This is a genomic window from Maritalea myrionectae (assembly GCF_003433515.1).
Classification (GTDB): domain Bacteria; phylum Pseudomonadota; class Alphaproteobacteria; order Rhizobiales; family Devosiaceae; genus Maritalea; species Maritalea myrionectae.
This window is the reverse complement of record NZ_CP021330.1, coordinates 383,744-396,506: the sequence shown is the minus strand read 5'-3', so window position 1 is coordinate 396,506 and position 12,763 is coordinate 383,744. Positions and strand designations below refer to the sequence as shown.

The 12,763-nt window shown below is 51.4% G+C and carries 15 protein-coding genes and 1 riboswitch; of the genes, 5 read left to right on the top strand and 10 right to left on the bottom strand.

Going from position 1 to position 12,763, the window contains the following annotated elements; all coding sequences use genetic code 11:
- Window positions 1-10 precede the first annotated feature (10 nt).
- A complete protein-coding gene (locus tag MXMO3_RS01945) occupies window positions 11-829 on the bottom strand; it encodes a hypothetical protein (protein ID WP_117394768.1) in 819 nt (272 codons plus the stop codon).
- Window positions 830-989: 160 nt separating this feature from the next.
- Window positions 990-1,140, top strand: a riboswitch (FMN riboswitch).
- Window positions 1,141-1,246: 106 nt separating this feature from the next.
- Here MXMO3_RS01945 and MXMO3_RS01940 point away from each other — a divergent pair.
- From MXMO3_RS01940 to MXMO3_RS01930, 3 genes are all read left to right on the top strand, one after another.
- Window positions 1,247-2,173: a DMT family transporter gene (locus MXMO3_RS01940; RefSeq protein ID WP_117394767.1), complete on the top strand. Its 927-nt coding sequence runs from the start codon at window positions 1,247-1,249 to the stop codon at window positions 2,171-2,173.
- A gap of 198 nt (window positions 2,174-2,371) precedes the next feature.
- Window positions 2,372-3,478: a copper-containing nitrite reductase gene (gene nirK, locus MXMO3_RS01935; protein ID WP_117394766.1), complete on the top strand. Its 1,107-nt coding sequence runs from the start codon at window positions 2,372-2,374 to the stop codon at window positions 3,476-3,478.
- A gap of 75 nt (window positions 3,479-3,553) precedes the next feature.
- Entirely contained in the window at window positions 3,554-4,471 is a 918-nt protein-coding gene (locus MXMO3_RS01930; protein WP_117394765.1) for a formylglycine-generating enzyme family protein, read from the top strand.
- Between the two features lie 14 nt (window positions 4,472-4,485).
- On the opposite strand, the gene MXMO3_RS01925 is transcribed toward MXMO3_RS01930, so the two are convergent.
- Window positions 4,486-5,691, bottom strand: a complete 1,206-nt coding sequence (locus tag MXMO3_RS01925; RefSeq protein ID WP_117394764.1) for an NnrS family protein — start codon at window positions 5,689-5,691, stop codon at window positions 4,486-4,488.
- 68 nt (window positions 5,692-5,759) lie between these two features.
- The gene (locus MXMO3_RS01920) at window positions 5,760-6,209 is read right to left on the bottom strand and encodes a pseudoazurin (RefSeq protein ID WP_117394763.1); all 450 of its coding nucleotides are present in this window, start codon (window positions 6,207-6,209) and stop codon (window positions 5,760-5,762) included.
- A 95-nt stretch (window positions 6,210-6,304) separates the two neighbouring features.
- Between MXMO3_RS01920 and MXMO3_RS01915 the strand changes: the two genes are divergently transcribed.
- Window positions 6,305-7,009, top strand: coding sequence for a Crp/Fnr family transcriptional regulator (locus MXMO3_RS01915; protein ID WP_117394762.1), 705 nt, complete (start codon window positions 6,305-6,307; stop codon window positions 7,007-7,009).
- Window positions 7,010-7,019: 10 nt separating this feature from the next.
- Here MXMO3_RS01915 and MXMO3_RS01910 read toward each other — a convergent pair whose 3' ends face one another.
- From MXMO3_RS01910 to MXMO3_RS01890, 5 genes are all read right to left on the bottom strand, one after another.
- Window positions 7,020-7,256 (bottom strand): DUF1858 domain-containing protein, encoded by a 237-nt coding sequence (locus MXMO3_RS01910; RefSeq protein ID WP_342773369.1) that lies wholly within the window; start codon window positions 7,254-7,256, stop codon window positions 7,020-7,022.
- A gap of 76 nt (window positions 7,257-7,332) precedes the next feature.
- Window positions 7,333-8,079, bottom strand: a complete 747-nt coding sequence (locus MXMO3_RS01905; protein WP_117394761.1) for an SDR family oxidoreductase — start codon at window positions 8,077-8,079, stop codon at window positions 7,333-7,335.
- Between the two features lie 24 nt (window positions 8,080-8,103).
- Window positions 8,104-9,132 (bottom strand): L-threonine 3-dehydrogenase, encoded by a 1,029-nt coding sequence (gene tdh / locus MXMO3_RS01900; protein WP_027835897.1) that lies wholly within the window; start codon window positions 9,130-9,132, stop codon window positions 8,104-8,106.
- Window positions 9,132-10,331 (bottom strand): glycine C-acetyltransferase, encoded by a 1,200-nt coding sequence (locus tag MXMO3_RS01895; protein ID WP_027835896.1) that lies wholly within the window; start codon window positions 10,329-10,331, stop codon window positions 9,132-9,134. Before MXMO3_RS01895 ends, tdh begins: the two co-directional genes overlap by 1 nt.
- Window positions 10,332-10,417: 86 nt before the next feature.
- Complete coding sequence (locus MXMO3_RS01890; RefSeq protein ID WP_162889093.1) at window positions 10,418-10,990, bottom strand: helix-turn-helix domain-containing protein; 573 nt, start codon at window positions 10,988-10,990, stop codon at window positions 10,418-10,420.
- Between the two features lie 300 nt (window positions 10,991-11,290).
- Between MXMO3_RS01890 and MXMO3_RS01885 the strand changes: the two genes are divergently transcribed.
- Window positions 11,291-12,019 (top strand): Crp/Fnr family transcriptional regulator, encoded by a 729-nt coding sequence (locus MXMO3_RS01885; protein WP_117396676.1) that lies wholly within the window; start codon window positions 11,291-11,293, stop codon window positions 12,017-12,019.
- Between the two features lie 16 nt (window positions 12,020-12,035).
- Here the strand turns inward: MXMO3_RS01885 and MXMO3_RS01880 are convergent, their stop codons facing one another.
- Both MXMO3_RS01880 and MXMO3_RS01875 read right to left on the bottom strand, forming a co-directional pair.
- Window positions 12,036-12,368, bottom strand: coding sequence for a DUF167 domain-containing protein (locus tag MXMO3_RS01880; protein WP_117394759.1), 333 nt, complete (start codon window positions 12,366-12,368; stop codon window positions 12,036-12,038).
- A 9-nt stretch (window positions 12,369-12,377) separates the two neighbouring features.
- Window positions 12,378-12,668, bottom strand: coding sequence for a YggT family protein (locus MXMO3_RS01875; RefSeq protein ID WP_027835893.1), 291 nt, complete (start codon window positions 12,666-12,668; stop codon window positions 12,378-12,380).
- Window positions 12,669-12,763 lie beyond the last annotated feature (95 nt).

Sequence of the window (12,763 nt, the reverse complement as noted above, 5' to 3'; positions counted from 1 at the left end):
AAGCAATCAGCTATTTTTTATCATAACTTTCAGCTGTTTTATTTTTCAGACTTAGCCGAGAACCGCTCCATTCGAGAAGTTCAAATCCCAACGTGAAAACAAAAAGGAAGAGGTACCAATATAAAAAGAAAGAGAGAACCCAACCTATAGGCGTTGCGACATAAAAGAATATCATCATCGCCAGGCCCAAAAACTCACTCGATCCAGATCCACCCAATAATTCTAACAAAAAGCCAATGGGCGCGAAAACCGCAGTAACCGATACCGCATAAAGTTTATCCCTAATGTCAAAAGAATACCCGGTAAGATGGTGGATTAGATAGGTGGTCGCAAACACAAATGCGCAAAGTAGCACAATGGAAAAGAGTGGAATATTCTTATCTACAAACGCTCGATAAGCCATAAATGTGAATATCAAGATCACTGCAAAGCCGAGAATACGCACTGAAAAGAGAAAGCCAAGAACGTTGAATTGATCTATCAGCGGCTTAACAACGGCACTCTTCCAGATCATTGGCGACACAAAAATAAAGATCGCAGCGATGCAAAACGCTAGAATCATAAGCACCGACGGGAAAGAGTTTTTGTTATATAAAATCCATCTGGGCTGAGTGCCTGCAACCCAATATCTTGTCCAGTTGCTAACGATGAGTGTTACTAAAACCAGAAGAAAATAACGCTTTAGAACGAACCAATTAATAAAACTGGAATCGAATGTCTCCCTCGGAAGAACAAAGATCCGAGACAATTCAAAAAAGCAAAACAATAGAGCAGGAATAAATACAACTGCAGTCGCTGCGCGGGCGTGAACAAAGAATATTTTAAACATACACAAATCAAAAAATTCGAGAAAATCTGCTCAACTATCGCATCTTATTCTTTGTCTACAAACATTGAATGCTTTTAAGGTAAACCTTGCCTTTCAATTTCCTTGCCATCGTCAAATCCCCCATGCTAAAACAGCGCGCTTTCGGAATGGTCCGGGGGCAAAACCTTCTCAGGGCGGGGCGAAATTCCCCACCGGCGGTAAATGGGGCAACCCATAAGCCCGCGAGCGCCTTTTGGTCCCGCCAAAAGGGTCAAGCAGATCTGGTGCAATTCCAGAGCCGACGGTCAAAGTCCGGATGGAAGAGAAGGGGTCGAATAGCCTGCCACACGATTGCCCCTGTCGGGATGTCGTTTGGTGCTTGTTCGGGTCACCCTCATCACGCCCTGATTCATATCGGTTCGGAAAGGAACTCGACACATGGATCAGTCCGCAAATCTAGCATTGCGCAACCCGGCGATTTTGGCCGGGCTTTATATGGTGGGCGCAGGCATTGCGTTCGCCGCTGTTAATTCACTTACCCAACTGGCCACCCTCACCCACGGCACGCCCTCCACGGCTGCCGCCTTTTGGCAATATTTGCTGGCCTTTTTCATTATGCTGCCCATGGTCAGTCAACTTGGCTCCGGTGCGCTGAAAACCAAGCGCCCTGTCATGCATGTATTGCGGGTGATTGCCGCCTCTATCGGCGTGCAGCTTTGGGTGCTGGGCCTCGCAAAGGGCGTGCCCATTTGGCAGGCCATCGCCTTGATCATGACCTCCACCTTCTTTGTCACCATCGGCGCCGCACTCATTTTGCGTGAAACTGTGGGCTGGGCCCGCTGGGCCGCCACGCTTTTGGGTTTTGTTGGTGGCATGATCATTTTGGAGCCATGGGCCGACGGTTTCACGATCAATTCGCTATTGCCCGTGGGCGCCGCGCTATTTTGGGCCATCACCTCCTTGTTCACCAAGGAGTTGACCAAAACCGAACACTCAGATTCCATCACTCTTTATTTGCTGCTCCTCACCGCACCCGCCAATGCGCTATTTGCTTTTTCCGCCGCCCAAGGTAATCCCGAAATGGGTCTGCTCGACGGTTTCGCCATCTCAAACAATATGGCGCTGATCTATATTATTGCCGCAGGTCTGTTGGTGGCGCTGGCGCAATTTATGATCACCAAAGCCTATGCCACTGCCGATGCCGCTTACGTGCAGCCTTTTGATCATCTAAAACTGCCCTTCAACGTGTTGGGTGGGCTCTTGGTGTTTGGCTGGGTGCCTACGGGCAATCTATGGGTCGGGGCGGCCTTGATTATTGTCGCGTCTTTATATATTGCCCAGCGCGAAGCGAAACGCAGGCCCTAAAGCAAAGACAAACAATAAAGGGGGACTAAACGCCCCCTTTATTGATCTAGATCAATAAAACACATGTTATCTTTTTGATTTATAAAATTTTTTTCAATTTTTGACCGTGTCTATTTGATCTAGAACAAAGAAACCTCTCAAAACTTCGCCTACCTTCTCCTCATCAAGACCAACAATGAGATCTTAAAGGAGAATGTCATGGTTACTCGTCGTCAAACAATCTTTGGAGCCCTCGGCACAGCAGCAGCGCTAACCGCAGTGGCCAACCTTACACCGCAAGCAATGGCTGCGGATAACGTAGATGAGATGCCTCGCAAAAAAGTGAAGTTGGTACCTCCTCCATTCGTACATGAGCACGAGCAAGTTGCTTCAGGTCCTCCACAGGTCGTTGAATTTGAAATGACCATCCAGGAAAAAGTTTGGGAAGTGGATGATGAAGGCACAACAACTCACGCCATGACTTATGATGGCTCTGTGCCTGGTCCTATGATGGTGGTGCATGAAGGCGACTATGTTGAGTTGACCCTCATCAACCCAGAAAGCAACGAACTGCTGCACAATATCGACTTCCACGCCTCAACAGGCGCTTTGGGCGGCGGTGCACTGACAGAAGTTGCCCCTGGCGAACAATGCGTGTTGCGCTTTAAAGCCACTCGCCCAGGTACCTTTGTTTATCACTGTGCCCCTGGCGGTTCTATGATCCCATGGCACGTTGTCTCAGGCATGAGCGGCACCATTATGGTTCTGCCTCGCGAAGGCCTGAAAGATGATAAAGGCAACCCACTGCGTTATGACCGTGTGTACAACATCGGTGAGAACGACTTCTATATTCCTCGCGATGAAAATGGCGAATACAAGACCTACGAAACCGTGTCTGAGAGCTTTTCAGATCAAATTGAAACCATGCGTGGCTTGATCCCAACCCATGTGGTGTTCAACGGTAAAAAAGGCGCACTTACAGGCGAAAATGCGCTGACAGCCAAAGTGGGCGAGAAAGTCTTGTTCGTGCACTCACAAGCCAACCGCGACACACGTCCACACTTGATTGGTGGTCATGGTGACTATGTTTGGGAAACAGGCAAGTTCAACAACGCCCCTGAAAAAGACCTTGAAACATGGCTCATTCGCGGCGGCTCTGCCGGTGCAGCATTCTATGAGTTCTTGCAGCCTGGGGTTTACGCCTATGTGAACCACAACCTCATCGAGGCAGTTGAACTCGGCGCCACAGCCCACGTGTTGGTGGAAGGCGAATGGGACGATGATCTGATGAAGCAGGTCAAAGCACCCGGCCCAATCAGCAAATAAAGCTGACAAATAGCGAATTGTTGATTGCCCGGCCGACTTCTCCTCGGCCGGGCTTTTTATTCAAGGAGTGGTGAGATGACCGCTGATCGTTTGAAAACTGCAAGTTCCATATTTCTGCCCATGGCTTTGTTGGCCGGGGCAAGTTTTTGGCTGATCCAAAGCCTGACAACGCCACAACAATCTACCTTGCCACACCCAACCATTGCCACAGATGCCACGATCGATACGCCGGCGCTGGTGACCATTCCCCCGCGCAACTTCGAATATCGCGACCCCACTCGCTATATCGAAAATGAATTGCCGCAGATCTCTCCATTGGTGCACGCAAAGGTGCAAACACAGCTTGAAGTCACTCAAGACCTTGTAACCAACAAGCAATATCGTGCTTGTGTGGTGGAAGGATATTGCGCGCCTGCCATCACCGTTAAAACACCCATTGATGATCATCCCGTGGTGGGCATCAATTATGAAATGGCGGCGAAATACGCCGAATGGCTCAGCATTAAAACCGGCGACAATTGGCGATTGCCCACCGCTTTGGAATGGGCACAATTTGCGGCTGAAAAATATGATGACCCCGAAAAAGATATTCAATCCGACCCCAACAACCCTGCTGTGGCTTGGCTGTCAGACTACCGCGCCAAATCCAAAAGCAAAGGCGAAGCACCCCGTCAAAGCCTGAGGCCTGTTGGCCTTTTTGGCGCCAACAGCCTGGGCGTAAATGATGTGGCGGAAAATGTGTGGGTATGGACCTCTACCTGCTATGAACGCATCAATGTGGACGCGGGCGGCACCAAATCTAGCGCCACCAGCTGCGGCGCAAGGGTGGTGGAAGGTGCCCACCGGACCTATCTGTCCGTGTTTATTTCCAACCCACAAGGCGGTGGATGCACTGTGGGCGATCCACCAAGTCACTTAGGCATTCGTCTTGTGAAGGGGGCCGAGCAGCCCAGCTTTTGGAGCCTTTTGCGCAACCTGTCCCCCTTCGGGTAACCGCTTTTATGCGGTCAGCGCTTCGGCTTTGCTCTGGGGCGCGTCAGTTTGCCACCATAAAGGGCTACAAACCCCCAAAACCCAATGACCCAGAACAGGTGCGACCCACGCATCAGCATGACGCTGGCGTCTGAATCAAACGCCGCCAAAATCCGCAAAATGGACGCCAAAAGAATCGCCGCGAATAAAATGAGCGTGCCGCGCGTCGCCACCAATGGATGCCCGGTATGCCCCAAGGTAGCCCGCGACATCACGCCAATCACCATCAAGCCAACAGCGCCCGTGCTCAACGCGTGAATCGCGGCAACAATAGGCACTGATCCATCATCCAGGAAACTCAGCGCCATCAAGGCAAAGCCAATCGGCACAAATGCATAACCAGTGTGCAACACCAGCAATAGCCCATCACGCCAGATCAACTCTGGGTGCCAACGCATCAGGCGCACGAGATGCAGGCCAGCCAACAACATAAAACCGAAAGCAAAGAATATTGGCCAATTAAACAGTCCCGTGCTTTGCAGCACAAAACCCAAAAGGATCACCGCACTGGATAAGACAGTGATTTTATCGAAACCACCAAAGGGATGGGGCAGCGTCTCGCTGTGGCGTTTCACCAAGTAATTGCGCGTAAAGCTGGGCACAATCCGCCCCCCAATAAGCATAATCAGCATCAGCACCACACTTAGCGCCAAATAGGCAGCAGGCCGCGTGCTGAACCCGTTTGCCCAGGCAAAATAGAACCAGATTTGCGCCATCACCAACAGGCCAAACATGACGAGCACTTTCAGATTACGCCAGTTTTTCCCTGCCAAAATCTCCCGACACACCGCTGCCGCAAATAGCGTGGGGAACAATAGATTTAACGCCACCACGCTCCACAAGGGCATCAGCGCTGAAATATTGGTGACCACGCGCCCCAATGCCCACGCCAAAACCAACGCGATCAAAGCGCTCCCATTCACCGGCAATCGCCCAGTCCAGTTGGGCACCGCCGTCAATAAAAAGCCCGCAATCACTGCCGGCACGAAACCAAACAATGTTTCATGCATGTGCCAGTCTGCAATGCCCATCGAAATGGGCAACTCGATCTCGCCAAAATAAAATGGCACCCACAACAAAATTGTGAGGCCAGCATAAAAGGCGCCAAACAAAAAGAACGGGCGGAACCCATAGCTAAAAAGGGTTGGACCCGAATAGGCATTGGTGCGGGGGATTGCCATTTCGAAATTCCTTCAAGTAGATACAAAAAGGGCAGGCATTATTTCTGCCTGCCCCAAAAAGCTGCTGCTTACTGAACTTGTTCGAACAATTCTGCGAACACTTTCTTGGCTTTGCCTTTTTGCTTCACTTCTTTGGCTTCATCCAGATTGCTGGTTTCACCCACTGTGATCAGCGCAACCATGCCCATGGCATAGTGAGGTGTGCATTTCACACCATAGACGCCTTCTTTATCCACTGTAAGCACGTATTCTTTGTTAAACTTGCTTTTGAACTCTTCAACACCTGCGGGCAGCATGCCTTTGATGCTTTCAACATTGTGACCCTTATCTGTGGGTACAAACTTGATGGTATCACCAGGCTGAGCGGCCACAAAATCAGGTTCGAAAACCATTGTGCCTTTTTCGCCTTTGTTGAGCATTTTAACTTCGAACTCTTCAGCCAAGGCTGGGCTCAATACCATGCCAGTTGCAGCAACAAGACCGAAAACAGCGATTACTTTTTTGAACCCGTTTTTCATTTTGATATCCTTTCAAGAAATCTTTGTGCGTTGACCAATCTTGTAACTGATCTGGAAAACTGATTATTTGCGTTAGATCAAACAAATGGACGGCCATGCAAAAAAAAGCACCGAAGATAGATCCAAGCCTTGTGGCAGACTTTCCTCTCTTCAACGACATGAAGAAAGAGGACATCGGCGACATCTTGGAAAAAGGCGTCGCCAAGCACTATAAGAAGGGCGACCGCTTCTTTGACCAGTTCGATGAAGCCACCCACTTCTTTTTGATGTTGGATGGCTATTTGGAGGTGAGCAAGACCACCGAAGAAGGCTCACAAGTCATCATGCGGCATTTTGGTGTGGGCGAATTGTTTGGCGTGGCGCCCGCCATCGCCCAGAAAAACTATCCCGCTACCTCGCGCGCCTTGGTCGATTGCGTTGCCATCCTTTGGGAAAACAAATTTTGGGATCTGTTTTTGGTAGAGCATCCACAATTTATCAAAAATGCCTACAGCGCCATTGGCCAAAGGCTGGCCCAATCGCAAGAGCGCATCGTAGAAATGTCTACCGAGCAAGTAGAACGTCGTGTCGCACACGCGGTCATGCGCCTCACCCACCAATGTGGTGTGAAAACAGAAACTGGCATTTTGATTGATTTTCCGGTGTCCCGACAGGACATTGCGGAAATGACAGGCACCACTTTGCACACTGTATCGCGCTTGTTCAGCGCGTGGAGCACCAAGGGCTTGATGCAAGTGGGGCGGCAAAAGATTGAAGTGCTGGAAGCGCACAAACTGGCGCTATTGGCACAAGGCCACTAAGTATTTCGGCCTAGAAGCGCTTGGCGGAACCAGCAATGGCCAGGGCCAGTTCTTCGGCAAACTGATCTTCGTCGAGGTGATATTCCTCCGCGGCGTCCACAATGGTGTGAAAGCTCGCAATGGGGCACCCAACGCAAGACATGCGTCGTTTCATAAACACAGACACAGTTACCGGCCATCGACGCATAATTTCGTCCAGGCTCATATCTGGATCGATAGCGCTTGGCTTTGACGATGCAAACATCATAAGACAAATCCCTTCATCTCATCACATTAAACAATCGTTGCGGAAACAACTTTGCGCCAGCGCAAAGAAAAAAACTCTAGCCACCCCCATGAACGGGCAAAATCGCGCCGTTCACATAGGACGCTTCCGGCTGCGCCAACCACCAAACGGCCTCGGCAATATCATCAGGTGTGGCCATGCGCCCAAGCGGACTATTCTGCGCCACCATTGCCGGACGGTTGGGGTTGCCCTGCGTTTGGTGGATCGGCGTATCCACGGTACCCGCACGCACCGCATTAACGCGGATACCATCAGGCCCCAATTCTTTTGCAAGGCCCACCGTCAAGCTATCCAGCGCGCCTTTGGACGCAGCATAATGCACATATTCATTCGGGCTGCCCAACAGGGCCGCGATCGAACTGATATTGATGATGGTGCCGCCGCTGCCGCCAAAAGAACGCCCCATACGCCGCGCGGCCTGCTGCGAACAATAAACCGCACCAAACAGATTAATATCAAACACGTTGGACAATTGCTGCGGATCAAGATCCACTAATTTGCTGGCGCCGCCAATTATGCCTGCGTTATTGACCAGCACGCCGATTTCTCCCAGCTGCGCCTGCACACCATCAAACAACCCGGCCACCTGCTTGGGATCGGCGATGTCACACCGATGCGCCAAGCATTTCACGCCATGGGCCACACATGCCTGCACCAACTCATCAGCGCGTGCCCTATCGCGCTGAAAACAAAAAGCAACATCGTAACCGCGTGACGCAAATAGAGTGCAAAGCGCAGCACCGATTCCCCCGGTGCCGCCCGTGATCAAAACTGTTTTATCCATCCACCATTTGTGTGATGGCCCGCCCTATTTGTCTAGGTCCAAAATGACCTTGTTGGCCTCGCCTTTGCCCACGGCTTCAAAGCCTTTGGCAAAATCTTCGAACGGCAAATGGTGCGAAATGACCGGGGTCACATCCAGGCCCGATTCCAGCATGGCCAGCATTTTGTGCCAAGTTTCAAACATTTTGCGCCCATAAATGCCTTCAAGAGTGAGGCCTTTAAAGATCGCCTTGTTCAAATCCATTTCCACCTTACCGGGAAAAAGGCCCAAAAGTGCCACGCGACCGCCGGTGATCATGTGCTCAATCATCGAATCCATAGCTGGAGCCGCGCCGGACATTTCAAGGCCAATATCAAAGCCTTCACGCATGCCCAGTTCGCCCATCACATCGCGCAGATTTTCCTTATCGGCCCGCACGCCACGGGTGGCGCCCATCTTTTCAGCCAACGCCAATCGTTCGTCATTCAGATCGGTCACAATAATATGCCGCGCGCCCACATGGCGGCACACCGCTGCGGCCATGCAGCCAATTGGCCCCGCCCCGGTGATCAACACATCCTCGCCCGACACATCAAAGGTCAGCGCGGTGTTCACCGCATTGCCCAACGGGTCAAGGATCGAGGCCACTTCGTCGCTCACACTGTCCGGCAAAGGCCGCACATTGGCTTCCGGGATCGCCACATAATCGGCAAATGCGCCGGGGCGGTTGACCCCGATCCCTTTGGTCTCTGCACAAATATGCGCCCGACCGGACTGGCAGTTCCGGCATTTGCCGCACGGAATATGCCCTTCACCAGACACACGCTGGCCGACCTTAAGGTCTTTCACCTCGTCGCCGATTTCTTCTATCAGGCCCATATATTCATGGCCCACCACCATGGGGACTGGCACTGTATTTTGCGCCCACTGGTCCCATTTCCAAATGTGCATGTCCGTGCCGCAGATCGAGGCTTTCTTCACCTTGATCAACACATCATGCGGCCCCACGTCAGGCTTTTCCACCTCATGCAATTCGAGGCCCGGTTCATCCTTTGCCTTCACCAATGCGCGCATCAGATCACTCCCAATTCTTTGCCAACCTGTTCAAAGGCCGCAATAGCTCTATCCAAATCTTCGGTCGTGTGTGCCGCCGACATTTGCGTGCGGATCCGTGCCAATCCTTTCGGCACCACGGGGAACGCAAACGCCGTCACATAAACCCCCAGCTCGAGCATGCGCTTAGCAAATTTTTGCGCCAGCACCGCATCATTCAGCATCACAGGAATAATCGCATGTTCGCCAGGCACCAGTTCAAAGCCCAAAGCCGCCATTTTTGCGCGGAAATATTTCGCATTATCAAACAGCTTTTCCCGCAGATCGGGCGACTGCTCCACAATATCCAGCGCCTCCAAAGTCGCGGCCGCGATCATAGGCGGCAAGGCATTGGAGAACAAATAAGGCCGCGCCTTTTGCCGCAACATGGTCACCAGTGGTTTCGCCCCAGCGATATAGCCGCCCGCTGCGCCACCAAGGGCCTTGCCAAAAGTACCGGAATAAAGATGTACGCGATCTTCAACGCCAAAATGATGTGGTGTGCCTTGGCCGTTCGGGCCCATAAAGCCCACCGCGTGGCTGTCATCCACCATCACCAGCGCATCATATTTTTCGGCCAGATCACAAATGCCCGGCAAGTTGGCCATGATCCCATCCATGGAGAACACGCCATCGGTGACGATCAAGCGATGTCGCGCATCCTGCGCCGCCTTCAGCTGTTCTTCCAGCGCGTCCATATCATTATTGGCATAGCGGAAACGCTGGGCTTTACAAAGCCGCACCCCGTCAATGATCGAGGCATGGTTCAGCGCATCAGAAATAATCGCATCTTCCGGCCCGAGCAGCGCTTCAAAAACGCCCGCATTGGCATCAAAGCACGCGATAAACAGAATGGCGTCCTCGGTGCCCAAAAACTCAGAAAGCCGCGCTTCAAGCTGCTGGTGGATCGCTTGCGTGCCGCAGATAAAGCGCACCGACGCCATGCCAAAGCCTTCGCTTTCAATGGTTTCAATCGCCCGTTTTTCCAACCGCTTATCGTCTGCTAGGCCAAGGTAATTGTTGGCGCACATATTGAGCAGCGGCACATCTTCGCCATTTTCACCGCGCACGGTGATGTTGGCCGACTGGGGGCTGGTGATTCCATATTCGGATTTGAACAGGCCTTCTTCGCGCAATTGGTTTAGCGCCTGTTCGGTATCTTCGATCAGCTTTTTCGACATAACAGATAAATCTCTATATATTGGACTAAATCCAATATAGTGGAAATTTATCTAGTTGCCAACATCGTGTGGGCAAGAAATATGACTCAATGCTGCGGTTGCGCGACCACCAAAATCGCCTTTGCGTCCACATTGCCAATATTACGGATTGTGTGGGGTTGATCAGCACGATAGCGCAACGTATCGCCTTCTTCCGCTTTGGCGCGCTTGTCGCCCGCTTCAATTTCCAATGTGCCCACCAAGCAGGTCAAATGCTCAAATGTACCCGCCGCATGGGGCTGCGAGTGCAACGCGCCGCCAGGCGCTGCGCTAAAATCATACCATTCGATGGGCATGGGCGTGCGCGGCGGGTTCAGCAGCTTCACAATGCACTTGCCATCTTCACTGCCCTTTGACGGGGTTGAATAGGCCGGAATATGCGTAATCATGTGATCACTTGCAGCTTGCTCACCCAAAGTGGACAAATCCAAACCAAGCGACTGCGCCAAATTCCAGACCAAAGTGAAGGTCGGGTTCACGGCCCCCCGCTCAATCTGGCTCAACATTGACTTGGATACGCCGCACCGCTCAGCCAACATTTCCAACGTTAGTCCCTGTTCTTTGCGCGCCTTGCGCACCATCTCGCCCAAATGTGGGGGTGGCATCAGTGATCGGGACATAGACACGCCTTTTACCGTTTGAAACAAAAATACATTATAGCGGAATTCTGCTGCAAACAATGGTTACAAGTGATTCTATTCCGGCTGTGGAACACCTCGAAAAAGTGCACATGCAGCATCTACGGTTTAAAAGTCACGATTTTTTCACTACGCCGCAATGAATCAGGCGTCAAAAACTCCACTATTCCGGCGGATTTACGCCTAACGCGACCATTTGCGCTGCGACGAATCGTCAAATGGGTCGAAAATCAAAAAATTTATGTTATGATTCTGATTGGAGGATAACCTCTGGGGATGAAAATGAGTTCGCGTAAAGACATTCATAATTCGGATATTCCGATACTGTGCCAATCTTGCGAGGCACGACATAAAGGCATCTGCGGTGCATTAGAGCCGCAACAATTGGTCGAGCTGGCGCGACACACAAGACAGGTGCGTCATAAACCAGGCGAGGAGCTGATCGGCGACACCGAAGAGGTCAAATCCTACGCGAACGTAATTTCGGGCGTTGTGAAACTGACAAAAATGCTCGCTGATGGTCGCCAGCAAGTGATCGGCCTGCAATTTGCGCCTGATTTTTTGGGCCGCCCCTTCGCCGAGGAAAGCCGCCTCAGTGCCGAAGCTGCCTCGGGCGTCAATTTATGCAAAATCCCGCGCTCCGCGCTCGAATCGATGGTCAAAACGTCGCCAGAGCTTGAGCATCGCTTGTTGATGCAAACGCTTAAAGAACTTGATTTGGCCCGTGATTGGATGGTGACTTTGGGGCGCAAAACCGCCTCAGAAAAAGTGGCCAGCTTCCTTTATTTGATTGCCACCCATATCGACCCCACCAAAGATATTGAGGAAATGGACAGCATCAAATTTGACCTGCCCCTCACGCGTGTCGATATTGCTGACTTTTTGGGCCTGACCGTGGAAACAATTTCCCGGCAGCTCACAAAAATGCGCAAGGACGGGGTCATTGAGATCGAGAATAACCGCACCTTTTTCGTGCCAAGTTTAGAGCGGCTTGAAGATCGCTGCGGCTAGGTTGACCAATTCGCCATCAATCCCAGCGTCCAGCCGCCAAATAGACGTTTTCAAACTCAACGCAAGTCATCCCTGCGATCACAAGCTGTTTATGACGGCTGGTTTCACCGCGCACCACGTCGACAGCACTGGGACGACACCCCACAGTTTTTGCAATTAACTTGGTGACAGCCTTGTTGGCTTTGCCTTTTTCAGGCACGGCCTGCACCCGCACCACCAATTGCCCCTGCCCGTCCACGTCAGCAACCACAGGACCAATTTCATCCTTGGCGGCATTGGGTGTCACCTTCAAAAACAATAAAAGCCCAGCGCTTGTTTCGCGCCAGGCTTTCAAATCCGGTTCCGCCATTGTTCTCGACTAGAACGCGTACGGATATAAATAAAGCACGATAATTCGTTGCAGCGCAAAAATGCCGATAAACAGCACGATGGGCGAAATATCCAACCCGCCGATACTTGGTACAACACGACGAATTGGGTTGAGCACAGGCTCTGTTAGCCCGTTCACAATCCGCCAAACGGTCGCCACGAACTGGTTAGAGTAGTTGATGACGTTAAACTGCAACAACCAGCTCATCACAATCATGATGATCGCGACCCACCAATAAAGGTTGAGCACCAGCATAATAATTTCCAACAAAACCCGCATAGATGTCTCCGCTTTGCGCTTTTTCTCTTCCTATGTAGCCATTTGCACCGCACATCACAAGGGTCCGAACAGCTTGGCAGCAATCAAAGTAAACA

Excerpts from the sequence above, each read along its gene's own strand:
- MXMO3_RS01910 (WP_342773369.1), bottom strand. The coding sequence starts at position 7,256 with ATGATGTTTGCATCGTCAAAGCCAAGCGCTATCGATCCAGATATGAGC.
- MXMO3_RS01905 (WP_117394761.1), bottom strand. The coding sequence starts at position 8,079 with ATGGATAAAACAGTTTTGATCACGGGCGGCACCGGGGGAATCGGTGCT.
- MXMO3_RS01930 (WP_117394765.1), top strand. The coding sequence starts at position 3,554 with ATGACCGCTGATCGTTTGAAAACTGCAAGTTCCATATTTCTGCCCATG.
- MXMO3_RS01925 (WP_117394764.1), bottom strand. The coding sequence starts at position 5,691 with ATGGCAATCCCCCGCACCAATGCCTATTCGGGTCCAACCCTTTTTAGC.
- MXMO3_RS01920 (WP_117394763.1), bottom strand. The coding sequence starts at position 6,209 with ATGAAAAACGGGTTCAAAAAAGTAATCGCTGTTTTCGGTCTTGTTGCT.
- MXMO3_RS01940 (WP_117394767.1), top strand. The coding sequence starts at position 1,247 with ATGGATCAGTCCGCAAATCTAGCATTGCGCAACCCGGCGATTTTGGCC.
- MXMO3_RS01945 (WP_117394768.1), bottom strand. The coding sequence starts at position 829 with ATGTTTAAAATATTCTTTGTTCACGCCCGCGCAGCGACTGCAGTTGTA.
- nirK (WP_117394766.1), top strand. The coding sequence starts at position 2,372 with ATGGTTACTCGTCGTCAAACAATCTTTGGAGCCCTCGGCACAGCAGCA.
- MXMO3_RS01880 (WP_117394759.1), bottom strand. The coding sequence starts at position 12,368 with ATGGCGGAACCGGATTTGAAAGCCTGGCGCGAAACAAGCGCTGGGCTT.
- MXMO3_RS01885 (WP_117396676.1), top strand. The coding sequence starts at position 11,291 with ATGAGTTCGCGTAAAGACATTCATAATTCGGATATTCCGATACTGTGC.
- tdh (WP_027835897.1), bottom strand. The coding sequence starts at position 9,132 with ATGCGCGCATTGGTGAAGGCAAAGGATGAACCGGGCCTCGAATTGCAT.
- MXMO3_RS01890 (WP_162889093.1), bottom strand. The coding sequence starts at position 10,990 with ATGTCCCGATCACTGATGCCACCCCCACATTTGGGCGAGATGGTGCGC.
- MXMO3_RS01895 (WP_027835896.1), bottom strand. The coding sequence starts at position 10,331 with ATGTCGAAAAAGCTGATCGAAGATACCGAACAGGCGCTAAACCAATTG.
- MXMO3_RS01875 (WP_027835893.1), bottom strand. The coding sequence starts at position 12,668 with ATGCGGGTTTTGTTGGAAATTATTATGCTGGTGCTCAACCTTTATTGG.
- MXMO3_RS01915 (WP_117394762.1), top strand. The coding sequence starts at position 6,305 with ATGCAAAAAAAAGCACCGAAGATAGATCCAAGCCTTGTGGCAGACTTT.